This window comes from Sinorhizobium sp. BG8 (assembly GCF_016864555.1).
Lineage (GTDB): Bacteria > Pseudomonadota > Alphaproteobacteria > Rhizobiales > Rhizobiaceae > BG8.
The window spans coordinates 854,164-876,099 of the sequence record NZ_CP044012.1; the positions used below are offsets into that span (position 1 = coordinate 854,164).

The following is a 21,936-nucleotide window of genomic DNA, read 5'->3' on the forward strand; positions in this document are numbered from 1 at the left end:
CCGAATGGAAATGCACTCCAGGGCAGACGTTGTGCCGGATTTCTCGTCACGCTCCGGAACGGGCGGCGAGGAGAAGGGCGCGAGACCCGATTTTCATGAGGAAGACCGGGGCGAACGATAGGATCGGACGAGCCCGTGCCTCTCCTTCGCCTTCATTGAAGGACATGCGATGACGAAAATTCCAACCGTGCTGATCTGGGCGTTCTTCACCCTGTGCATCATCTCGGTCATTACCCTCCCCATCAGCCTGCAGACTCAGCTCATCGCCAGCATCACGGTGGTGACCCTGATGGCCATTCTCAAGATCCTGAAGGCGGAAGGAACCTGGCGCCTGGTCGCGCTCGCGCTCGGCACCTCGATCGTGCTTCGCTATGTCTACTGGCGCACAACCAACACGCTGCCTCCGATCAACCAGCTTGAGAACTTCATTCCCGGGTTCCTGCTGTATCTCGCGGAAATGTACAGCGTCGCGATGCTTGCACTCAGTCTTTTCGTTGTGGCGATGCCACTGCCGGCGCGTCCGTCGCGTGCCGAGAAGCTGCAGAAATTCCCGAAGGTCGACGTCTTCGTGCCCAGCTACAACGAGGATGCGGGGCTGCTCGCCAATACGCTCGCCGCAGCAAAGGGCATGGACTATCCCGCCGACAAGGTCGAGGTCTGGTTGCTCGACGACGGGGGAACTGAGCAGAAGCGCGGCTCGGACAACGTGGTCGAGGCCCAATCGGCGATTGAACGCCACGAGGAACTTCAGACGCTCTGCCATGGCCTCGGCGTGCGCTACCTGACGCGTGCGCGCAACGAGCACGCCAAGGCAGGCAACCTCAACAACGGCATGCAGCATTCAGACGGTGATCTGATCGCGGTGTTCGACGCCGACCATGCGCCTTCGCGCGATTTCCTGAAGGAGACAGTCGGTTACTTCGAGGACGACCCGCGGCTTTTCCTCGTGCAGACCCCGCACTTCTTCATCAACCCGGACCCACTGGAACGCAACCTGCGCACCTTCGAGAAGATGCCGAGCGAGAACGAGATGTTCTACGGCATCATCCAGCGCGGGCTCGACAAGTGGAACGCCGCCTTCTTCTGCGGCTCCGCGGCCGTTCTGAGCCGCAAGGCATTGAACGAAACGAGCGGGTTCAGCGGCATCTCCATCACCGAGGACTGCGAAACGGCACTTGCCCTCCATTCCCTGGGATGGAACAGCATCTATGTGGACAAACCCCTGATCGCGGGGCTGCAGCCGGCGACCTTCTCAAGCTTCATCGGCCAGCGAAGCCGGTGGGCGCAGGGGATGATGCAGATCCTGCGCTTCCGGTTCCCGCTGATGAAGGGCGGCCTGACGCTGCCACAGCGCCTTTGCTATATGTCCTCGACGCTGTTCTGGCTCTTTCCCTTTCCCCGCACGATCTTCCTGATCGCACCGCTGTTCTACCTGTTCTTCGATCTGGAGATCTTCACCGCCTCGGGCGGCGAGTTCATGGGATATACCCTCGCCTACATGCTCGTGAACCTCATGATGCAGAACTACCTCTATGGGTCGTTCCGCTGGCCGTGGATCTCCGAACTCTACGAGTATGTGCAGAGCGTCCACCTGCTGCCGGCAGTGATCTCGGTCATGATCAACCCGCGCAAACCGACCTTCAAGGTGACGGCAAAGGACGAATCCATCCTTGTCAGCCGGCTGTCGGAGGTCAGCAGACCTTTCTTCGTGATATTCGCCGTCCTCTTTGTCGCCTTCATCGCCAGTATCTTCCGTTTCTACCACGAACCGTTCAAGGCGGACGTGACGCTGGTGGTCGGTGGCTGGAACCTCGTCAATCTCATCATCGCCGGCTGCGCCCTCGGCGTCGTGTCGGAGCGTGGGGAGAAATCTGCGTCGCGTCGTGTGAAAATCAGCCGCCGATGCGAGTTCGTCATCAACGAGCGCCGCTTCCCGGCCTCGATTGAGAACGTCTCTGCGAATGGCGCACGCGTCCAGGTCTTCGGCATCGACATGCCGGCAGTACCCGCCGACGATCGCGCCTGGATTCGCTTCAAGCCCTATGGCGGGACATCGGAGGGCGAATTGCCCGTCGCCATCCGCAATGTCGAAGGCAGGGGAGAGGTCACATCGATCGGTTGCCGGTTCACCCCTGAACTTCCCCAGCACCACCTGCTGGTCGCGGACCTCATCTCGGCAAACTCCGAGCAATGGACCAAGTTCCAGTCGGCGCGCCGGTACAATCCCGGGCTGCTCAAGGGAACATTCTGGTTCCTCGGCCTCGCATTGTACCAGACGAGCCGCGGCCTGGTTTATCTCGTCCGCAGCATGCGACGGAGAGGCAACGCGAGCGGCGGAGTTCGCTCATGAAAATCGCCGCAACAAGCCTCGTGATCCTCCTTGCACTCGCCGCCTCGGCTGTCGCCCAGCCCGCACCTTTCGACATGACCGGAGAGCGTCCGGCAACCGAAAAGGTCCAGCCGGCTCAGGAGCAGAAGCAAGAGACCCCGAAACAGCCGGACAGCCTTCCAGCGGACACCGGCAAGGCGGCGGCAAAGGCGGCAGGCGTAGCCGTTGCCGGACTCGGGCGCCGTGAATTCATAATCCCGTTCGAGACGCTGACGCTGGCCGGGGAAAACAACAGTCGCGAGTGGTCGATTTACCTGACGCCGGCGCAGGCGCAGAGTGCCTTGAGCCTCAGTTTCGGCTATCGCAACGCCATCGTGATCGCCCCGGAAACCTCACGGCTCGGTGTTCTGGTAAATGACGTCCTCCTGGGCGAGGCGCCGGTTCAATCCTCGGACAAGGTTTCCCAGCGCAGCTACGACATACCGAAGGGTCTGCTGCGGCCGGGCTCGAACAAGATCACGTTCCGCGCCGAGCATCGGCATCGCACCGACTGCAGCATCCAGTCGACCTATGATCTCTGGTCGGAGATCATCCCCGCCCAGAGCTACATTTCCTTCGATCCGAACTCGCCCCCTTCCCTGTCGAGTATCGACGACGTGCGCGCCATCGGAGTCAACGAACGCGGCCAGACACAGTTCAATGTCGTCGTGCCAAAACTGGAGCAACCCTCCACGGCGGCGCCGCTGCTGCGCCTGACCCAGGGGCTCGCGATGCTGGCGAGCATGCCGAACCAGTCCTTCTCGTTCTCCACGGACTTGCCGATAGCGACTCCCGGCCAGATGAATGTTGCGGTCGGCACCGCGGAGGAACTTCGACCTATCCTGGAACGATTGCCGGACGGTGCGCAGGCCGGCGGCGTTGCCGGTTTTGTGCCGGCCCCGAACTCATCCGGCTCGATATTCGTCGTCACCGGTCCGACGTGGCAAGCGGTGGAATCCGCCATCGAAGGCATCGTTTCGCCGATGGACCGGCCACTTGACGTTCCTCGGGACACGCTGACGACTCAAAGATGGACCGGGCGCGCAACGCCGCTGGTAACCGGCAAAACGCGCCTTTCCTTTTCGAGCCTTGGCCTTACAACGACCCAATTCACCGGGCGGCGGTTCCGCGACGGCTTCAATATCGGGATTCCCGCGGACTTCTATGCAGATGCATACGGGGAAGCGACCATATTCCTCGATGCTGCCTACTCGGGCGAGGTTATGCCGGGTAGCCATATCGACATCTACGTCAACGGCAACATCGCCTCGACGGTTCCGATTACCGCCGAGGGTGGAAGCATCCTGCGCGATCTGCCGATCAGCGTGACGATGCGCCACTTCAGGCCCGGCTTGAACCGCATCGAAATCGAAGCTGTCCTTATGACGCAGGGCGACCAGATCTGCGCGCCCGGCGCGGCATCGAGCGCAGAACCGAGATTTGCGCTCTTCGACACGTCGGAGTTTTTCATTCCCGACTTTGCGCGTATCGCCCAGCTTCCGAATCTTGCGGCTTCGGCAGGCACGGGCTTCCCCTACGGCCGGGCCGAGGAACCGATCTCCCTCTTCATGGATCGGGTCGACAATCAGACCCTTTCCGCAACAGCAACTCTGCTCGGAAAACTGGCCATCGCGGCCGGGCGGCCGATCAACGTGGTGCCCAAGGCGTCCGCTCTGTCCATGGGCGATGGCAATGCGATCTTCGTCGGCCCTATATCCCAGATGCCGTCGGTTGCCCTCGCGCAGACCCACATTTCCGAGGAAAGCCGAACGGTCTGGGGCACGCTGCCAGTGGACGGGTCTGAAAACCGCAGCACCAGCGTCGTCGTCGACGAATGGCGCAGCAAGGTGAAGGGCAATACCTGGAGCGCACCCTTTGTCATGGCCGAGGAGTGGTTGAAGGATACGTTCGACATCACCCTCAATTCCGTCCGCTTCGCTCCCGCCGAGGAACCCCTTGTGACGCCTCCCGAAACCGCGAGCCTCGTCCTGGCGCAGGGATCCAGCCCCTCCGGAGATGGAACCTGGCTGATGCTCACGGCCCCCACGGTGCTCGACCTGCAGAAAGCAACGGCAGAGGTTGCTGAGCAGCGAAACTGGGAGCAGCTCTCCGGATATTCCGCGCGCTACAACAAGAACGATAAATCGGTCGTCAGCAGTCCAATGACGCGTTTCGCGTTCGTGCCGACGCAGCAGTTCTCGTTCTCCAATCTCAGGCTGATCGTCGCGAACTGGGTGTCGACGAACATCCTCTCCTATGCAGCGGCGCTTGCCGCACTCTCGGTCTTGCTGGGACTGGCAACCTCTTGGCTTCTCGGCAGCTTCGGGAGGAAGAGTTAGGGCGGTCCGTTGTTAGTGAATTGTTAACCATGATCTGGCTACCTCCTTAGGGAGAACATGCGTTGTACGGTAGACATCGAGTTGAAACTCTCGTTGACGCGACGACCGGCAGACATCAGGTGTCTGTCCGGGTACTCGTCGGACTGCCTCGAGGGCGACTGTACAGCGGGAGAATGGTGACAACGGAACACGTACCCATGACGGAGGTGCGGTATCTGTCGACTATGGGGCTTGCATGGCCATGAAAGCTGTCGTTTTGGCCCTTGCATGCGCTACCGCGGCGACAACCGCGATCGTCGGCATCTTGCGGCCGGACGTGAGGCTCAGCGACGAGTTCATTGATCGTGTGGTCAAGACTTCGTCCATCATGAGCAAAGCAGACCGAGCGTCTCCCAAGTCGGACCGCTTCCAGGAACTCCCGGAAATGCCGGTCGAACTCGCGCAGGCTGAAACCTCTCCGGCTTCGGGTGCAACGGACGCGACACCTGTCGTGGACGAAAGCGCGTTGCGCTATTTCGCCAGCAAGGGAGACCGCGCAAGGCTCGAGGCAGAGATTGCACGCCTTCGGGCGCTCTACCCGAACTGGATACCGCCGAAAGATCCGCTCGCTGTGCCCCAGAACGAGGACAAGCAGCTCGAGCGCATGTGGCAGCTCTATTCCGAGGCCCGCTACGCCGACGTCCGCAAGGCGATAGCCGACCGCCGCATCGCCGAGCCGAACTGGGTCGTGCCGGCCGATCTTCTCGAGCGGCTCACGATAGCCGAGCGGCGCAGCCGGCTTATCGCCGCGTCCGACAGCAAGAACTTCGCGGAAGTGGTGACGATCGGGGCGGACACGCCGAGTCTCCTGACCTGCTCCGACGTTGACGTGCTCTGGCGCGTGGCTGAAGCCTTCGCGTCCACCGATCGCCATACAAGGGCCCTCGACGCCTATACCTACATCCTCAAGAACTGCGAGGATCAGGCCGAGCGCATTGCAACGATTCAGAAGGCCGCGGCTCTCCTGCCGTATCAGCCTATGCAGGACCTGCTCGGCTACGAGCGGACGCTCGCTGACGGGTCGCTCGAGTTCGAGCCCGTTCGCGACGGCCTCTCACGACGCTTCGTTTCCGAAGGCGATGAAGACACGGCGCTGACGGTCGCCGTTCCCTATCTCCAGCGCGTCGAAAGGCTCGTTGAAAGGGAGGGCCTTGCCGCGGATGCGCTCCTGCTCGGATGGTACTATCTGCGTCGGGATACGACCAACGTTGCGGAACGTTGGTTCCGCAAGGCCTACGAAATCGAGGATTCCGCCCCCGCGGCCCAGGGCCTGGCGCTCGCGCTGATCGAGCTCAAGAACCCCCAGGAGGCCGAGAACGTGCTCTACCGCTGGCGTGACAGTTCCGCCGATGCGAAAGCTACGTACCTCGCGGCTACGGCGAACCTGTTGGCGCTTGATCCGCCGCCCGAACTCTCGACGGAGGTTCTCGGCCGCGTCGCCGCGGTCACCTTGAAGGAGCGCGATCCGGTAACCGCGCAGGAGTTCGGCTGGTACGCGCTGGCGTTCGGTCAACCGACGACGGCCGCGCAGTGGTTCACGACGGCATTGGGATGGAAGCCAGACGACGAACCTTCGGCCTACGGGCTGGCGGTGTCGCGTCTGCGCCTGAGGGACACCGCAGGTGTCCGGGAGATCCAGGCCGAATGGCGCGGTCGCTCGGAACGGATCGCTCGTGTGGGGGAGCCGGAGAAAACACCGGCTCGCGTCGAAGAAATCCGTGAACCAAGGCAGGCGATCGTCGAAACCCAGATCGAGAGGCAACCCGCGCGTAGCGAAAGCCGCATCGTTGTCGTCGAAGGGGCGCCGGCGCGCGGACCCCGCGTGCGGTCTGCCGCCCCGAGCAATGTCGGGTGCAGGACGACGGTCGATCCGACGACCCTCGCGCCTCAAGTCGCGCTCGACCGCGGCTGGTGCCTGATGCGGCTCAACCGCCCCCTGGAGGCCGCTGCCGCGTTCGGCGTTGCACTGCGAGGCACATCCGGGAGGACAAGGGAGGACGCAGCTTACGGGCAAAGCCTCGCCTATCTGCGGGCCGGCCTCATCAACCAGGCTGCGGTTTCCGCGGCCAAGTCCCCGCTAAGCCCGCCGCGCCAGAAGGAGCTGCAGTCCACGATCCTTTCCGATCGCGCCGTCGCTGCATTCGACGCCGGCCGCTATCGCGAAACGCTTCTCTTCCTGGACCAGCGCGCGCAACTGCGCACCGAGACCGTCGGCCTGATGGTCCTTCGCGGCTATTCCTACAAGAACCTCAATCGCCGCTCAGACGCGCTTCGGGTCTTCGAGGCACTCGCCAGCGTCGGCAACCGGGACGGCATACGGGCGCTAGGCGACATGCGCGAGGAAGAGAGCATCCGCAAGTAAAAGCGGATCGCCCCGTGCCTGTTCAGCGAATGATGAAGGCGGTGCCGTAAAGCCCCAATGCGAAGACCGTGTGCGCAACCAGATTGAGGAAGCGCACCGTGTTGGCGTTTGGAAGCTTGGACGCCGCCCAGCCGAGACCAAGGCCCGGCTGCAGCAGGAACCACCCCGCCCCTACCGTCACGATCCCCATGATCCAGGCCGGAATGAAGGTCGGCGCGGCAAACCAGGACATTCCGACGAGGAATGCGAAGACAACGCCGTACAGGACGCCGACGGCATAATGGCTCAACCAGCCCAGTGCCAACTCGTGGGCATATGGCTCGGCTTCCGCGATGCTGGAATGGAACACCTTGCCCCGGCCGAGATGCCAGAACCAGCGCCCGACCGGCGCCCAGTTCGGCGCTGACTGGCCGAAGAGGCGCCACAGGACGATTGCCCAAATATCCATGAGAATGGTGGCACCGATACCGACGGCCACGCCGCGCCAAAATAGATCAAACACGCTCGTTCCAAATCCAAGACTCAATGCAACTGGATACAATCATCGCCGAGCCCTGATTGCAACGACCTGTCCGGCACAAAGGGAGCGTATGGGCAGTTTGGCCAATGGCAACGCCCGTATCGCATTGCGTTACAAAGCCAGATTCGGACGAAACTCTCGTATTTCCAAGAAATTCTCCGACTATTTCCAAATGTTATAAGTATTCCTTAGCCGGTTGCAGATGAGCATGCTTCCCTCGACACTTCATCGAGCAGAAACGGCGCGTCTGGACGGCTGCTTGCGAAGTGCATCGTGCACGCGAAGAACGGATCGACGCCATGATCATGCATGTCATAACGAACTTTACGGCGAGCGCCGGCGCTGAGACGATGCTGGCACGTCTGCTGAGGACGTCCGAGGACGAGCGGATCATCGTCGTGTCCCTCATCGGAGTATCGGATCGCAATCGCAATCTCGCGAACAATCCCCGCGTCACCTATGTGGCACTCGGAAGCAATTCGGTCACGGGCCTTTCCTCGGCCATCCCTCGCCTGGCGGCGTTGATAAGGCGGGAACGTCCCAAGGCGATCCTTTGCTGGATGTATCACGCCATGGTCGCCGGAACTCTCGGGGCTGTTGTTTCGCGCCAGGACATGCCTGTGTTCTGGAACGTTCGGCAATCGCTCGACGATCCGGCCTCGCTTTCGCGCAGCTCTCGCATGGCAATCGCCTTCGCGAAAAAGCTTTCGGGCCGCGCTGCCGGCATCATCTACAACTCGTCTCGCGCGCGGGAACTGCACCAGGCTTATGGCTTCAGCGATCGGAACTCCGTGGTCATTCCAAACGGATTCGATCTCCCGCAGGTAAACCCGCCGGAACCCAAGGCCGCCCGCCGATTTGGCATCGCAGCGCGGTTCCACCCGCAGAAGGACCACGAGACCTTTTTCAGGGCCGCAGCCCTCGTCGCGCAGACACATCCGGAAGCAACTTTTGCCGCCGGAGGGCACGGGCTGTCGAGAAACAATCCGGCGGTATCCGAGCTGATCACCAAGGCAGGCCTATCGCCCGAATCCATCGATCTGATGGGCGAGGTCGCAGACATGCCCGGTTTCTACCAGGGCATCGACGTTCTTGTCCTGTCTTCGCGCACCGAAGGGTTTCCCAACGTGATCGCCGAGGCGATGAGCTTCTGCAAGCCGGTTGTTACGACCGACGTGGGAGATGCGGCCGCCGTCATTGGCGATACCGGGATTGCCGTGCCGCCCCGCGACCCCGCGGCGCTCGCCCTCGCCATGTGCCGGATTCTGGAGCTATCGCCCGAGGCCTATGCGCGCCTCGCGATGAGCGCCCGACAGAGGATCGAAAGTCACTACGCCCTGCCAGCAATCGCTCAAAGCTACACAGATTTTGTGGATGGATACTGAATACTACACAAGTATATAAAATCTGCGCTCAGCAACTCGATGATTCGCCTGGAATATGGCAAGTCAAGCTCGAATCACCATCGAACAATGGTGGATTACATCACCTAGAAAGCACGTGATAATTGAAATTATCATATAATATTGCATTTTTTCATTCCAAATTTACGCTTTTAAAACAACATTATGCTTCACATGTCACGCTGTCTCGGGTTACGGCGCCACCGTTGTGCCTCATTATACAAATAGCCAACGCCCCGCTTATTCAACGAGATGAGGAAGAGATGATTCTCAACGGTACCAACAGCGCGAATACCCTTACGGGCACGAGCTCGGCGGACACGATCAACGGCTATGACGGCAACGACACCATTTACGGGAACGCCGGAAACGACTCCATCTGGGGCGGCAATGGCAACGACCGGATGTTCGGCGGTGATGGCGACGACCTGTTCAAGTCCGGCCCCGGAGACGACTACGCAGAGGGCGGCAATGGTAACGACACGTTCGACGGTTCCACAGGTGTAGACACCTTCCGTGGTGGTCTCGGCAACGACATCTTCGAAGGCGGCGACGGCAACGACATCATCTACGGTGAAGACGGCCACGACCACATTCTCGGCGATGGCGGCAACGACACGATCTATGGCGGAGCCGGCGAGGAATACATCGACGGCGGCTATGGTGACGACACCATCTATGCCGGCGACGGAAACGACGGCTTCACCAACCGCGTAAACCCGGCGACGGGCAAGGTGACCACCCAGGCCGTCAGTGCCGGGCCGGGCAACGACACGATCTATGGCGAGGGCGGCAACGACGTTCTCAAGGGCCAGTCGGGCAACGACCGCGTCTATGGCGGCACGGGTGACGACAAGGTCGACGGCGGCGACGGCAACAACTATCTCGATGGCGGCGATGGCAACGACACGCTCGATTCCGAGACCGGCAACGACGAAGCACACGGCGGCAACGGCAATGATACGCTGGAAGTCGGCGGCGGCAACGACCTCGTCTACGGCGACGCCGGCGACGACGCCATGGAAGGCGAAGCCGGTGTGGACATCATGTATGGCGGCATCGGCAACGACCGCATCTACGGTGGTGAAGGCAACGACACGCTGCGTGGCGATGACGGTGCGGACACCATCTTCGGCGACGAAGGCTCCGACATCCTCTATGGCGGCACGGGTGCCGACCGCTTCGTTTTCAAGGGCGCCGGTTCGCTGAGCGGCCAGGACTCCATCCGCGACTTCCAGGATGGCGTCGACCGCATCGTTCTCGACAACATCGGCGTCTCGAAGTACGCCGCCGGTGGCGCGGGCACGATCTACGCCTACAATGACGCGAGCGGCGACGTGATGCTGAAGGGTTACAGCTCTTCCGGCACGGCGTTCTCGATCCACGTCGACGACCCGAACAACAACCTGTCCGCGTCCAACTTCTCGGCCTCGGACTTCATCTTCTCGTAACAGAAGATCGCAGCTACGCGGCCCCGGCAGGAAAATGTTTCCCGACGGGGCCCTGCGCTGAACCCGACAAACAAGGCACCGCGCGCCTGAAGGTGCGCGGTGCAGCTACTGCGACGGCCACGTCTCGAGCGTTTCCACGAAGTGCTTCATCCAGCGATTGGTCTGATACCCATCCACGGCGCGGTGGTCGATGGTCAGGGAGACATAGGCCATCGGTCGGATCTGGATCGTATCTACACCATCGATCTCGCGCACGACCACGCGCTTTTCGAGCTTGCCGATGCCGAGGATCGCCGTCTGGGGCTGGTTGATGACGATCGGAGTGGCGAGCAGCGATCCCGATACGCCGTGGTTGGAGATCGTGAATGTTCCACCGCGAACATCGGAACCGGAAAGGGCGTTGTTTCGCGCCCTGTTCGTCAGGTCCTGGACCTTCGCCGCTATGGCCGACAGCGACAGCGTCTGCGCTTCCGCAATCACCGGCACGATCAGTCCCTTGTCGCCGAGCGCGATCCCGACGCCGATATTGACGGCCTCGAAGATCTCGAGACAGTCGTCATGCCACCGGCCGTTGATCTCCGGAACCTCACGCATGGCGGCGACGGACGCAGCAACGATGTAAGCGGTGTAGGAAAGGCTGATTCCCTGCCGTGCGAGCTGCTCCTTGTTGCACTCCCGATGTCGGATGATCGCGCTGAAATCTGCCTCGAAAACGGCAGTGACATGGGGAGCCGTCGCAACGGATCTGGCCATGTGGTCGGCGATCGCAAGCCGCATGGTACTGTGCGGAACCCGGCGAGACGCCGATCCTGCCGACGGCACTGCCTTCGGAGAAATTTCGTTAGACTCGAGCGCTTCTGCTAACGATTGCGGAGGCTCCTCTTGCCGGGCTCCACCGGACCCAGCAATGGCCGCATCCATGTCCATGCGGGTAACCCGTCCGTCCTTGCCCGAACCTTTGACCTGAGCCGGGTCGATACCATGCAGACGGGCCGCCTCGCGCACCGCGGGCGAATGGCGAGCTGCCGCTGGCGGGAGATCCTGTCCTCCCTCCTGCACCGCTTGCACGGTGTCGTCACCTACCTGAATCTCGCGCTTGGAAGAGACGCGGATGCGTGCGAGAAGCGCGCCCGGCAGGGCTTCGCTCCCGCTCTCGAGCAGGATGGCCTCAAGCGTTCCGGTAGCGGGCGACGGGATTTCCTGTGTCACCTTGTCGGTCTCGATTTCGACGAGAGCGTCGTCGACCGCAACGGGATCGCCCGGGTTCTTCAACCAGTCGCGCACGACCGCCTTCGTCCCCTCCTGCTCGTCGGGGACCTTCACTTCGATCAGATCGTTCATTTCACAAACCCACGGTTCAATAGCTGAGAAGCTCTTCCATTTTGCTGCGTATGCGCTCTGTCGTCGGGACGGCCCACTCAAGCAGCGCCGGGTTGTGGGGGCTTGGAATGTCGGGCATCGTCAGCCGCGAGATCGGGGCATCGAGGTCGATAAAGGCCTCCTCCGCGAGCACGGCAGCGATCTCGGCGCCGAAACCTGCCGTTCCGAGGTCCTCGTGCACGATCATGCAGCGGCGCGTCCGCCGCACCGATGAGAGAACCGACTCCCTGTCCCATGGCGCAAGCGTTCGAAGATCGATGACATCAGCGGAAGTCCCCTCGGCCGCTTCCTCGCACCGATGCACCATGGCGCCCCAGGTAACGATGGTGATCGCATCGCCTCGGCGAGTGAAACGAGCCTTGCCGTAGGGAAGCGCAAAGCCATCACCGGGATAGGCCCGGCGTGCCCAGGGGTGATCGAGCATTGCGCGGTGTTCGAAGAAAATGACCGGATCGTTCCCCCGCAACGCCGTGCGCAGCAGCCCGACAGCATCTTCGGCATTCGATGGAACCGCGACCTTCCAGCCCGGCTGGTGAACGAAGGCGACCTCGTTTGTCTGGCTATGCCATGGATCGCCACACTTGAAGAAGCCACCCGGCATGCGCAGCACGATCGGAGCGGCGAACCGGTTGTTTGTACGCCAGCGGATTGTTCCGCAATCATTGATCTGCTCGCTCGCCGGTTCCGCATACTTGCGGAACTGGATCTCCGGCACCGGCACCAGGCCCGCGAGCGCCATTCCCACCGCCCGGCCGACTATGCCTTCCTCGGAAAGCGACGTGTCGAACACGCGTTCAGGACCAAACCTCTCCTGCAAGCCGAGCGTGACCGCATGGACACCACCCTTGGGTCCGACATCCTCGCCGAACACGACCACACGTTTGTTGATCGACAGCTCGTGGTCGAGGGTGCGGCGGATTGCGGTCACCATGTTTATGCGACCACCTTCCGGTGCCGCCTCATCCGTCACCTCGGGCGCCTTATAGCCGGCCTGATGCTGGCCGCCCATTGTCTGCATATCGCCATCGAAGAAGACGTGGCGCGTGACCGTTCGTGGATCGGCGACGGGACGTGCCTCCGCCTCGGCCCGCGCCTGTTCCGCGGCGGTGACTGCGGTCCGTGCGGTCGCGTTCCATTCCTCCGCCGTCATCAGTGCCGGCACGAGATGATCGCGCAACTTCGCCAACGGGTCGCGCTCCCATTCGTCCCTTACCAGTGCTTCGTTCTTGTAGGCCTGCGTGTCCTGAAAACTGTGCCCTTCCAGCCGGGGCACGGTTAGCCTCAGCAAGAGTGGCGCTCTGGCGTCGCGGACCCGTTCCACGGCCTCTGCCGTCAATCGCGCGGCAGCGGCCGGGTCGCAGCCGTCCCCCTCCATAACGGTCAGGTCTTTCCAGCCGGAGAGGTTCGACGCGATGTTGCCACCGGGCGTCTGTGTCGTGGAGGGTACCGAAATGGCAAAGCCATTGTCTTCTATGTAAAAGAGCATCGGCAGTTTCTGCGTCGTGGCAATCGTCAGCGCTGACCAGAAGCCGTTCGACGCAACCGAGCCGTCTCCGCCGAGCACGACCGCGATCGCCCGTTCATACTCCTTGCGACCGAGCGTCCTGCGAAAGTATTCGATCGCCTGTGCCCAGCCGGCAGTCGGGGTGTACTGCGTGCCGACGCCGCCGCACATGGGAAGCGCGGATGGACCGTCGAGGTTCGGGAAGTTGAAGACCGCACCAATGTCGCGGCCGTCGGAATAGCCACCCGATCGCGCCATCGAGGAACCAAGCGCATCAGCCGGATCGATCCCAAGGGCCAGCAGCAGGGGTCGGGATCGATAGTAGCCGCAGACGGCATCGTGACGTTCCGTCAGCCGGCAGCCTAGCATGACCTGGGCCATATCGTGGCCACGGGCGGAGAACTGGTAGAGCACCTTCTTCTCCGGAACGAGCCGTGTCTCCTCCAGCTCGTCGAGGGCGCGCGAAAGCTGCACGAGGTAGGCGATGCGCTTCCAGTCGACGTCAGCCTCCGGAACGTGCAGCCCCTTCGCCATGGACAGATGGGCCATTTCAGCCTCCTCACAATATCTTCCCTGCGGAGATAATACTCGCCGGCATGCGCGAATTCTTTTCAAAGCGACCATCATTTCGGGTATTCATGAAACGAATAGTTCATTTTGGCGGGGAATGTGATGAAAGTGCCAGACTTCGATATCGTCGACCGGCAGATTCTGCGCGTGCTGCAGCAGGAGGGCGACATAAGTCAGGCCGCCCTTGCGGAGAAGGTAGGCGCCTCGCCAGCATCCTGCTGGCGCCGCATCAAGGCCCTGGAAGCGGATGGTGTCCTGGGAAGGACGGTCAGGCTCGTCGACAACGAGGCGGTCGGGCGTGGACTGAACGTGTTCTGTCAGGTCAGGATGAAATCCCATGACCCGGCGGCGCGGCGCGACTTCGAACGCTTCGTTGAAAGCCACGAGGAGGTGCTCGAGTGCTATTCCATGTCCGGGGACTGGGACTATCTTCTGCGCGTGGTAGCCGCCGATATCCGCGACTACGAAAGACTGCTGATGCAGGGCATCCTGACGCACGAGGCCGTCGCCACCTCATCGTCCCACTTCGCGCTGAAGAGCGTGAAGTTCACGACGGCCGTGCCTGTCTAGTGGTTGCGGGACAAGCGCGTGAGGGGCGGCGGATAAAACCGCCACCCTGGGCCCTTGCTCCCGGACATTTTCCCTACGCTGCGATCCGGCGATCGGACGTATCGAACACATGAATGTTCTGAGGATCCACGGATAGACCGATCACCTCGCCGCCGCGCACCATATTGCGGTTCGCTTCCACAATGGTGAGTTCCGGCGTCGTCGCAGCCGTGACGAAGGTCGAGGATCCCGTGGATTCGACGAACGCCACCGGTACGTCGAAGCCTCCCTGCCCCGCCGTCGTGATCGCCAGATGTTCCGGGCGCACACCGGCAGTCACCTGCGTCCCCGGCCTCAAGTTTCTCGAAAGCGACAGGCGCTGCTTCACCGCGCCGAAGTCGAGATGAAGGCTGGCCCCATCTTCTGCGACGAGCGCCGGGATAAAATTCATGGCCGGAGACCCGATGAACCCGGCGACGAATTTGTTGGCCGGCTTGTCGTAGAGGTCGAGCGGACGTCCCTGCTGCTCGATGACACCGTCACGCATGACAACGACATGATCCGCCATGGTCATGGCCTCGATCTGGTCATGGGTGACGTAGACGGATGTCGCGTGCAGGCGATCATGAAGCGCCCGGATCTCCTTGCGCATGTGGACCCGCAGCGCCGCATCGAGGTTGGACAGCGGCTCGTCGAAAAGGAACGCCTTGGGGTGCCGTATGATCGCGCGGCTCATGGCGACGCGCTGGCGCTGGCCACCCGAAAGTTCGCGCGGGTAACGGCCAAGGAGATGCGAAAGACCGGTCGTGGCCGCGACTTCCTCTGCCGCCTTCCTCGCCTCGGCCTTTTTGACCCCGCGGATGCGCAGGCTGTATGTCAGGTTCTCCTCCACGGTCATATGCGGATAGAGCGCATAGGACTGAAACACCATGGCAACGTCGCGCTTGCGCGGGGGAACGTTGTTCATCAGTTCGCCGGCGATCTTCAGTTCACCGCCCGATATGGATTCGAGACCTGCGAGAGATCTCAGAAGTGTCGATTTACCGCAACCTGATGGGCCGACGAGCGCAACGAAGGTCCCCTTTGCGATCGAGAGATTGATGTCCTTCAGCGCATGGTACGCACCGTAGTACTTGTTCACGCCCGTGAGTTCGATCTGGTTGGTCATTTGAGGGCTCCCGAAGTGAGGCCGGATACGATGCGGCGTTGCAAGAGAACGAAGATGGCGAGGATCGGCGTCACGTAGATCGTCGCGTAGGCCATGATTTTGTTCCATTCGTTGGTGTTCGGACCCATGAACGAATTGAGCCCGACGCTCGCCGGCTGGAGGTCGATCGCCTGGATGATCGACTTGGAATAGACGAACTCTCCGAAGGCCTGCATGAAGATCAGGATGGCGCTGACCAGGATGCCGTTGCGTGCGAGCGGCAGCACGATGTTGAAGAACGCACCGACGCGGGAATTGCCGTCGACGAGAGCCGCCTCCTCGAGCTCCATCGGCACGCTCATGAAGGTCGCGCGAACCAGAACGACGAAGAAGGGCATGCTCTTGGCGGCGATGGCGATAATGACGGCAAGTCGCGGATAGTCGAGCAACCCGATCTGCGAGAAGCCAACGAAGATCGGCGTGATCATCAGCGAGGCCGGCAGGACCTGAAGCATGAGGATCAGGAACAGGCCGATATCGACCCAGACATTGCGATAGCGGGCAAGGACGTAGGCACAGCCGACGCCGAGTACCGAGATTACCGTGACGGCACCGAGAGCAATGACCAGCGAGTTCCAGAGATAGCGGCCCATGCCGCGGCTTTCCCACACGACCGAATAGATCCCCCATTGAGGATCGCTCGGCCAGAAGCTCGGCGGTGTCGCAAACATCGCGGAGCCGGTCTTCAGGGCGGTGATGTACATCCAGTAGAGAGGAAAGAGGTAGACCGCCGCCATCGCGATCGCGATCGCGAGCATCACCTTGTTGCGCAGATTGTCGCTCATCCCCGTACCTCGTGGCGTGTGGACCGGACATAGACGACCGAAGCGAACATCACGAAGACGATCATGATGACCGAAATGGTGGCGCCCTGGGCAAAGTCATACTGCCGGAAGGAAAGATCCCAGGCCCAGTATTGAGTAACGTTCGATGCGTTGTTCGGCCCGCCGGACGTTATCGCGGCGAAGAGGTCGAACTGTTGCAGGGTGAAAATGAGCCCGAGCGCGATGATCGCCCCGATGCTCGATCGCATCATCGGAAGGGTGATGGTCCAGAACCGCTGGAGGACGTTGGCACCATCGAGCTCCGCTGCCTCGTAGAGGTCCTTCGGGATTCCGGAGAGGCCGACCGACAGAAGGATCATGTTGAACGAGGTTCCGAGCCAGATATTGGCGATGACGACGGCCCAGAGCGAGAATTGCGGGTCGGACCGCCAGAAGATGTTGCCATCAATGATGCCCATCTCCCGCAGCACGAAGTTGAGCACGCCGAAATCGCCGGAAAGGATCCAGTTCCAGATCGCGCCGACGACCAGCCCCGGCATGACCCAGGAGACGAGGAACAGGCCACGCAGCCATGCCGCACCGGGAAAATTCACCCAGAAGAAGAGGGCAAGCCCAAAGCCGATCAGGAATTGCCCCGCGATCGAGGCGGTCACGAATATCGCCGTGTTCGCAAGAATGGGCAGGGTCTGAGGCTGGGCGAACAGCGTCACGTAGTTCTTGAACCCGACGAAAGGACGCGCGAACGTTCCAAGGCTGAACATATCGACCTCCTGGAAGCTCATCACCACATTGTAGATGAGCGGCAGGCCGGACAGCAGGAACAGAAAGCCAAGCGCAAAAGCCACGAGTGAAATGTCGAAGCCCTTGCCGTCCACCAGGCTGGAAAGGATCCTTTTCATGGGTCCTCCGATGCTCCGGTCGGGACCGTCTCGCGTCTTGACACAAGGCGGCTCCACCGGGAGGAAACGATGGGATGGCCGGCAAAGTGCGGCCATCCGGTGATCGCTGTTTCGGGTGTTAGCCGAGAACCGCCTGGATCTTTGCGGCCGCCTCATCCAGCGCATCCTTCGCGCTCATCTGGCCCGTGAGCGCTGCCTGGATAGCATCCTGGATCGCCTTCGAGATCTTCGGCCAGGCCGGATGCGGGCCACGGGGCTTGGCGTATTGCAACTGCTCGACGAAGACCTTGAGGGCCTCGTCCTTGAGCGGCTGGCCGGTCGGCGGAATGGCGATGTCGGAACGCGCTGGGAGCTGGCCGAAGTCCTTGAACATGCGGTCGTCCTGGGACACGAAGTACTCGAGGACCTTGAATGCTTCCTGGGGGTGCTGCGTGTTGGCGAAGATCGCCCAATTGAAATCGCCCATCGCCGAAGAACGTTCTGCCCCAACTTCGGGGACCGGAAGCAGCGCAACACCCCAGTCGAACTTTGCCTCCTCCAGCATCCGGTCCAGTTCCCACGGTCCGGAGATCGCCATCGCGGCATTGCCCGAATTGAAGGTACCGGTCGAATCCCACTGGCTACGCGTGAGTGTGTCCGGCGAGGCGAGTTTCTGGTCGATGATCTGCTTCCAGATCTCAAGCGCCTTGACCGCTCCTTCGGAGTTGATGTGGTCGTAGCTCGCACCCGCCATCTGCGCCCATGGCAGGAACTGGAAGGTGCCCTCTTCGTTGGCCTTGGCGGAGAAGGTAATGCCGTAGACGTTAGCGGCCGGGTCGGTCAGCTTCTGGGCAGCCTCCACGAGTTCGCCCCAGGTCTGCGGCGGCTTGTTGGGATCGAGACCCTTCGCCTTGAACATGTCCTTGTTGTAGTAGAGCGCGATCGTGTTCGTCGCCTTCGGGATGCCGTAGTACTTGCCATCCCACATCACGGACTTCAGCGGTCCCGGGAAGTAGTTCTCCGGCTTGACGACGGTCGAGGTCGAGATCATCTCGGAAAGATCGAGGAATGCGCCGCGTGACGAGAAGAGCGCGTGCTCCGGGTTGTCGACGGCGATGATGTCGGGTGCCTGGCCGGTGGAGTAGGCGCGCATCGCCTCACTCACGACATCGTCGAACTGAATCTGGCGGAACTCCACCTGGATGCCGTTGCCGAGCTTGTTGAAGTCATTGATCAGGTTGGGCGCGGGCTGGATGTCCCTGTCCAGTGCCCAGACCGTTATTTTCACGTCCTCGGCCTTTGCCGAAAGGCCGAGGAACGATACGCCTGCGAGCGCCAGCGCGCCTATGACTGCATACTTGCGGATACCCATGGTTTCCTCCTCTTGGTTACCCTGACGGCCGGCATCCTCCATGCCGGCCGGATTCTTCCGGTCAGACCGGATCGACGACGAAATCGCCGCCGCGCGCCATCTTGAGATGGTTGAGCGCATAAACCTGGCCTGTCATTTCGAGAGCGTCGCAATACACCGGATCGTGCCAGCCCTCGATGTCGATGGAACCCGACCAGCCGGCGAGCCGAAGCTCGGAGATTATGTCCGTCCAGTTGCTGTCGCCGAAGCCCGGCGTGCGCATGAAGACGAACTTCTCCTTGCCGAATATGCCGTGCTCCTTGATCACGTCCCAACGGATGGTCGCGTCCTTGCCGTGAACGTGGAAGATCTTCGAAGCCCACTTTCGGATCTGCGGCAGCGGGTCGATCAGGTAGACCATCTGATGGCACGGCTCCCATTCGAGCCCGATGTTGTCGTCGGGCGTCTCGTTGAAGATGAGCTCCCATGCATCGGGATTGTGGGCGATGTTCCAGTCGCCCGTGGCCCAGTTGCCGTCCATGGCGCAATTCTCGAACGCGATCCGGATACCCTTGTCGGCAGCGCGCTTGGCAAGCTCGCTCCAGACCTTGCGGTAGCGGGGCAGACTGTCCGTCAGCGGCTTGTTGCGGATCCGGCCGGTGAAGCCTGCGACGCAGGTAGCTCCGAAGTGATGCGCGTTGTCGATGCAGTCCTTCCAGCCCTGCAGGGTCTGCAGATCGATCTCGGTGTCTTCCAGAGGATTACCGAACATGCCGATCGTCGAGATGGTGATGTCGCGATTGCCGATCGCCTCGACACAACGCTTTCCGAGCTCGGCGAGATCCTGGCCGTTGGTCGTCTGCCAGAAGAACGGCTCGAAACTTTCGAAGCCCATGTCGGCTATCTCGCCGATCCGCTTTGCCGCGTCGCCCTTTGTGGCGCTGACCATGGTACCGACGCGAATGGCTTTTGCAGGATTGCTCACAATATCTATCCCTGTTCTCACGCTGAAATTTCGATGCGCCTGCCGGTCTTCGCGCTCTCGATTGCGCCGAAGACCATGGCAAGGCTGCGGATGTTGTCGCTGCTCGCGGTCTCTGGGTCCCTGCCCGTCTCGATCGCCTCGATGAAGCTCGCGATCACGCTGGCATGGCCGTGCGTCTCTTCTTCGTTTTGCAGACCGCAAACGTTTACGGGCGCAAAGCCGCGCAGGAGGCCGGGCTCGTCGCCTGCCACCGCTGCCTCGAACAGATCGGCACCGTCCCAGGTCAGCATGCCCTTGCTGCCGACCAGCCTCCACTGGCTTTCCCAGCTCGTGCGCTGTCCTTCAGCACACCACGAACCCCGATAGGTGAAGACAACGTCGTCTGCGAATTCGAAGATCGCATTGGCGGACGCGCCATGCGCATACCAGGAGCCACGCGGGTTGCGCTCGGCGCAATATACGGCAAGCGGCTTCTTGTCTGCGACGAACCGCGCCGCGTCGAAGGTGTGGATCGCCATGTCGAGCAGAAGGACATTGTCCATCTCCTCCCGGAAGCCGCCAAAATGCGGGGCCAGGAAGAAATCGCAATGGATGCCCGTGAGGTCGCCGATCGCACCGCTCTCGACGAAGCGGCGCATGCGGCGCACGCCGGCGATGAAGCGGCGGTTCTGGACGATGGCGTGGACGCGGCCGGTTTCGGCGGCGAGATCGATAAGGGCCGAGCCCTCCGCAAGCGACGTCGCCATCGGCTTCTCGCTCAGCACATGGCACCCTGCGCGCAGCGCCGTCGAGACAACCCCGAAGCGGGCCGTAGGAACCGTTACGTCGAACAGGATGTCGGCCTTCGTCTCGGCGAGCACCTCTGCGAGGTCAGTGCCGATCACCGCCCCGCCAAGCCCGAACTCCCCGGCCAGCGCTTCCGCGGCTGAACGGTTCACGTCGACAAGCCCGACGATGGTGATTTTGTCGGCAAGATCCGGCGTCTGCCCGATCGCACGGAGCCAGCCTTTGGCCATAGCTCCGCACCCGCATAGAACGGCGTCAAATTTCACGATTTCCTCCTCGCGCCGCGCCAAACTCCTCAAGACACGGCGACCGTAAACGTTTACGATACTATGCGGAGCTAAGCTTTTATGTCAAGAGGTGGGAAGAGGGTTCATGCAGAACAGGGAAAGCGACCGGTCACAGATGAGGGGGATTCGCCAGCTTGCGCAGCATCTCGACATCTCCATCGGGACAGTCTCGCGAGCGTTGAATGGCAGGCCGGACGTCAATCCGGAAACACGCAAGCGGGTCCTCGAAGCGGCTGAGAAACTCGGCTATGTCGCCAACCAGTCGGGCCGCAGCCTGCGCCAGGGGACGACGAACGTCATCGGCCTGATGATGGAATCGACAAAGGAAAATGTCGAATACAGCGACAACTTCTTTCTCGGACTGACAGGCGGCCTCCAGAGTGTCTTCTCCCGCCACAATCTCGACCTCGTCATGCTCCCCTGCCCCAACGACGAGGATCCGCTGGAGTATCTGAAGCGGATGGTTGGCCGCCGCATCGTCGACGCCATGATCATCTCCGCGACCCAGCGCATAGACCGGCGAATCGATCTGCTCGTCAGTTCCAAGATCCCTTTCGTTGCGCTCGGGCGAAGCTCATCAGGCGGCAGCCATACGTGGATCGACCTCGATTTCGAGGGGGTCGCCAACTCAGCTGTTGACCGGCTGGTCGAAAGGGGCCACAGGCGGATCGCGATCGCCGCGCCCTCATCCGACATCAATCTTGGCTATGTGTTCGTGGACGCTTACCGGCAGGCCCTGGAAAGGAACGGCATCGCCTACGATCCCTCCCTGGTCATCCGGGTCAAATCAAGCGAGCAGGGTGGCTATCTTGCCGCCCACAAGATGCTTCTCCTCGAAGACAGGCCGACCGCGATCATCCTCATCTACGAGCTGATGGCGATCGGTCTATACCGTCGGCTTGCCGAATCGGGCGTGGTTCCCGGCCGAGACGTCGCCGTGATAGGTTTCCGCGAGGAACCCCGCGCGAAATTCCTGTCCCCGGCGCTGACCTGCTTCCGCATGTCCCTGCACGACCTGGGTGTCGAGCTTGGCGAGACACTTCTTGCAACCATGCCGGGATTTAAAGACATCTACCCAGAAGGCGCGCAGAACACGATATGGCCGCTCGAGCTCGCGCCGGGGGAGAGCGACGGCTTCGTTGTAGACCGCGGCGGGTAGCCCTGCACCACGG

Annotated in this window: 16 protein-coding genes; 7 read left to right on the forward strand and 9 right to left on the reverse strand. The window is 61.6% G+C overall.

Going from position 1 to position 21,936, the window contains the following annotated elements; genetic code table 11:
• The first annotated feature begins 169 nt into the window (after positions 1 to 169).
• From bcsA to F3Y30_RS24920, 3 genes are all read left to right on the forward strand, one after another.
• Positions 170 to 2,350: a UDP-forming cellulose synthase catalytic subunit gene (gene bcsA, locus F3Y30_RS24910; RefSeq protein ID WP_203426950.1), complete on the forward strand. Its 2,181-nt coding sequence runs from the start codon at positions 170 to 172 to the stop codon at positions 2,348 to 2,350.
• Positions 2,347 to 4,707, forward strand: coding sequence for a cellulose biosynthesis cyclic di-GMP-binding regulatory protein BcsB (locus F3Y30_RS24915; protein WP_203426951.1), 2,361 nt, complete (start codon positions 2,347 to 2,349; stop codon positions 4,705 to 4,707). The genes bcsA and F3Y30_RS24915 overlap by 4 nt, the downstream gene beginning before the upstream one ends.
• 241 nt (positions 4,708 to 4,948) lie before the next feature.
• On the forward strand, positions 4,949 to 7,108 hold the full coding sequence (locus F3Y30_RS24920) for a cellulose synthase (RefSeq protein ID WP_203427645.1): 2,160 nt from the start codon (positions 4,949 to 4,951) through the stop codon (positions 7,106 to 7,108).
• A 22-nt stretch (positions 7,109 to 7,130) separates the two neighbouring features.
• Here F3Y30_RS24920 and F3Y30_RS24925 read toward each other — a convergent pair whose 3' ends face one another.
• Positions 7,131 to 7,610, reverse strand: coding sequence for a DUF2938 domain-containing protein (locus F3Y30_RS24925; RefSeq protein ID WP_203426952.1), 480 nt, complete (start codon positions 7,608 to 7,610; stop codon positions 7,131 to 7,133).
• 317 nt (positions 7,611 to 7,927) lie between these two features.
• On the opposite strand from F3Y30_RS24925, the gene F3Y30_RS24930 reads away from it, so the two are divergent.
• Complete coding sequence (locus F3Y30_RS24930) at positions 7,928 to 9,013, forward strand: glycosyltransferase (protein WP_203426953.1); 1,086 nt, start codon at positions 7,928 to 7,930, stop codon at positions 9,011 to 9,013.
• A 281-nt stretch (positions 9,014 to 9,294) separates the two neighbouring features.
• Positions 9,295 to 10,482, forward strand: coding sequence for a calcium-binding protein (locus tag F3Y30_RS24935; protein ID WP_203426954.1), 1,188 nt, complete (start codon positions 9,295 to 9,297; stop codon positions 10,480 to 10,482).
• Between the two features lie 105 nt (positions 10,483 to 10,587).
• On the opposite strand, the gene F3Y30_RS24940 is transcribed toward F3Y30_RS24935, so the two are convergent.
• Entirely contained in the window at positions 10,588 to 11,823 is a 1,236-nt protein-coding gene (locus F3Y30_RS24940) for a 2-oxo acid dehydrogenase subunit E2 (protein ID WP_203426955.1), read from the reverse strand.
• Positions 11,824 to 11,839: 16 nt separating this feature from the next.
• Positions 11,840 to 13,915 carry a transketolase C-terminal domain-containing protein gene (locus F3Y30_RS24945; RefSeq protein WP_203426956.1) on the reverse strand — a complete coding sequence of 692 codons (2,076 nt, stop codon included), beginning with the start codon at positions 13,913 to 13,915 and terminating at the stop codon, positions 11,840 to 11,842.
• A 123-nt stretch (positions 13,916 to 14,038) separates the two neighbouring features.
• On the opposite strand from F3Y30_RS24945, the gene F3Y30_RS24950 reads away from it, so the two are divergent.
• Complete coding sequence (locus tag F3Y30_RS24950) at positions 14,039 to 14,506, forward strand: Lrp/AsnC family transcriptional regulator (protein ID WP_203426957.1); 468 nt, start codon at positions 14,039 to 14,041, stop codon at positions 14,504 to 14,506.
• Between the two features lie 73 nt (positions 14,507 to 14,579).
• Here F3Y30_RS24950 and F3Y30_RS24955 read toward each other — a convergent pair whose 3' ends face one another.
• From F3Y30_RS24955 to F3Y30_RS24980, 6 genes are all read right to left on the reverse strand, one after another.
• Positions 14,580 to 15,653: an ABC transporter ATP-binding protein gene (locus tag F3Y30_RS24955; RefSeq protein ID WP_203426958.1), complete on the reverse strand. Its 1,074-nt coding sequence runs from the start codon at positions 15,651 to 15,653 to the stop codon at positions 14,580 to 14,582.
• A complete protein-coding gene (locus F3Y30_RS24960) occupies positions 15,650 to 16,477 on the reverse strand; it encodes a carbohydrate ABC transporter permease (protein WP_203426959.1) in 828 nt (275 codons plus the stop codon). Before F3Y30_RS24960 ends, F3Y30_RS24955 begins: the two co-directional genes overlap by 4 nt.
• Positions 16,474 to 17,376: a sugar ABC transporter permease gene (locus F3Y30_RS24965; RefSeq protein WP_203426960.1), complete on the reverse strand. Its 903-nt coding sequence runs from the start codon at positions 17,374 to 17,376 to the stop codon at positions 16,474 to 16,476. Before F3Y30_RS24965 ends, F3Y30_RS24960 begins: the two co-directional genes overlap by 4 nt.
• Positions 17,377 to 17,494: 118 nt before the next feature.
• On the reverse strand, positions 17,495 to 18,727 hold the full coding sequence (locus tag F3Y30_RS24970) for a sugar ABC transporter substrate-binding protein (RefSeq protein WP_203426961.1): 1,233 nt from the start codon (positions 18,725 to 18,727) through the stop codon (positions 17,495 to 17,497).
• A 61-nt stretch (positions 18,728 to 18,788) separates the two neighbouring features.
• Positions 18,789 to 19,691: a sugar phosphate isomerase/epimerase gene (locus F3Y30_RS24975; protein WP_203426962.1), complete on the reverse strand. Its 903-nt coding sequence runs from the start codon at positions 19,689 to 19,691 to the stop codon at positions 18,789 to 18,791.
• A 17-nt stretch (positions 19,692 to 19,708) separates the two neighbouring features.
• On the reverse strand, positions 19,709 to 20,743 hold the full coding sequence (locus F3Y30_RS24980; protein ID WP_203426963.1) for a Gfo/Idh/MocA family oxidoreductase: 1,035 nt from the start codon (positions 20,741 to 20,743) through the stop codon (positions 19,709 to 19,711).
• Between the two features lie 136 nt (positions 20,744 to 20,879).
• Between F3Y30_RS24980 and F3Y30_RS24985 the strand changes: the two genes are divergently transcribed.
• Positions 20,880 to 21,923, forward strand: coding sequence for a LacI family DNA-binding transcriptional regulator (locus F3Y30_RS24985; protein WP_203427646.1), 1,044 nt, complete (start codon positions 20,880 to 20,882; stop codon positions 21,921 to 21,923).
• Positions 21,924 to 21,936 lie beyond the last annotated feature (13 nt).

What these genes read in the sequence shown, in the direction of transcription:
- bcsA (WP_203426950.1), top strand. Translation starts at nt 170, where the DNA reads ATGACGAAAATTCCAACCGTGCTGATCTGGGCGTTCTTCACCCTGTGC.
- F3Y30_RS24915 (WP_203426951.1), top strand. Translation starts at nt 2,347, where the DNA reads ATGAAAATCGCCGCAACAAGCCTCGTGATCCTCCTTGCACTCGCCGCC.
- F3Y30_RS24920 (WP_203427645.1), top strand. Translation starts at nt 4,949, where the DNA reads ATGAAAGCTGTCGTTTTGGCCCTTGCATGCGCTACCGCGGCGACAACC.
- F3Y30_RS24930 (WP_203426953.1), top strand. Translation starts at nt 7,928, where the DNA reads ATGATCATGCATGTCATAACGAACTTTACGGCGAGCGCCGGCGCTGAG.
- F3Y30_RS24935 (WP_203426954.1), top strand. Translation starts at nt 9,295, where the DNA reads ATGATTCTCAACGGTACCAACAGCGCGAATACCCTTACGGGCACGAGC.
- F3Y30_RS24940 (WP_203426955.1), bottom strand. Translation starts at nt 11,823, where the DNA reads ATGAACGATCTGATCGAAGTGAAGGTCCCCGACGAGCAGGAGGGGACG.
- F3Y30_RS24945 (WP_203426956.1), bottom strand. Translation starts at nt 13,915, where the DNA reads ATGGCCCATCTGTCCATGGCGAAGGGGCTGCACGTTCCGGAGGCTGAC.
- F3Y30_RS24950 (WP_203426957.1), top strand. Translation starts at nt 14,039, where the DNA reads ATGAAAGTGCCAGACTTCGATATCGTCGACCGGCAGATTCTGCGCGTG.
- F3Y30_RS24955 (WP_203426958.1), bottom strand. Translation starts at nt 15,653, where the DNA reads ATGACCAACCAGATCGAACTCACGGGCGTGAACAAGTACTACGGTGCG.
- F3Y30_RS24960 (WP_203426959.1), bottom strand. Translation starts at nt 16,477, where the DNA reads ATGAGCGACAATCTGCGCAACAAGGTGATGCTCGCGATCGCGATCGCG.
- F3Y30_RS24965 (WP_203426960.1), bottom strand. Translation starts at nt 17,376, where the DNA reads ATGAAAAGGATCCTTTCCAGCCTGGTGGACGGCAAGGGCTTCGACATT.
- F3Y30_RS24970 (WP_203426961.1), bottom strand. Translation starts at nt 18,727, where the DNA reads ATGGGTATCCGCAAGTATGCAGTCATAGGCGCGCTGGCGCTCGCAGGC.
- F3Y30_RS24985 (WP_203427646.1), top strand. Translation starts at nt 20,880, where the DNA reads ATGAGGGGGATTCGCCAGCTTGCGCAGCATCTCGACATCTCCATCGGG.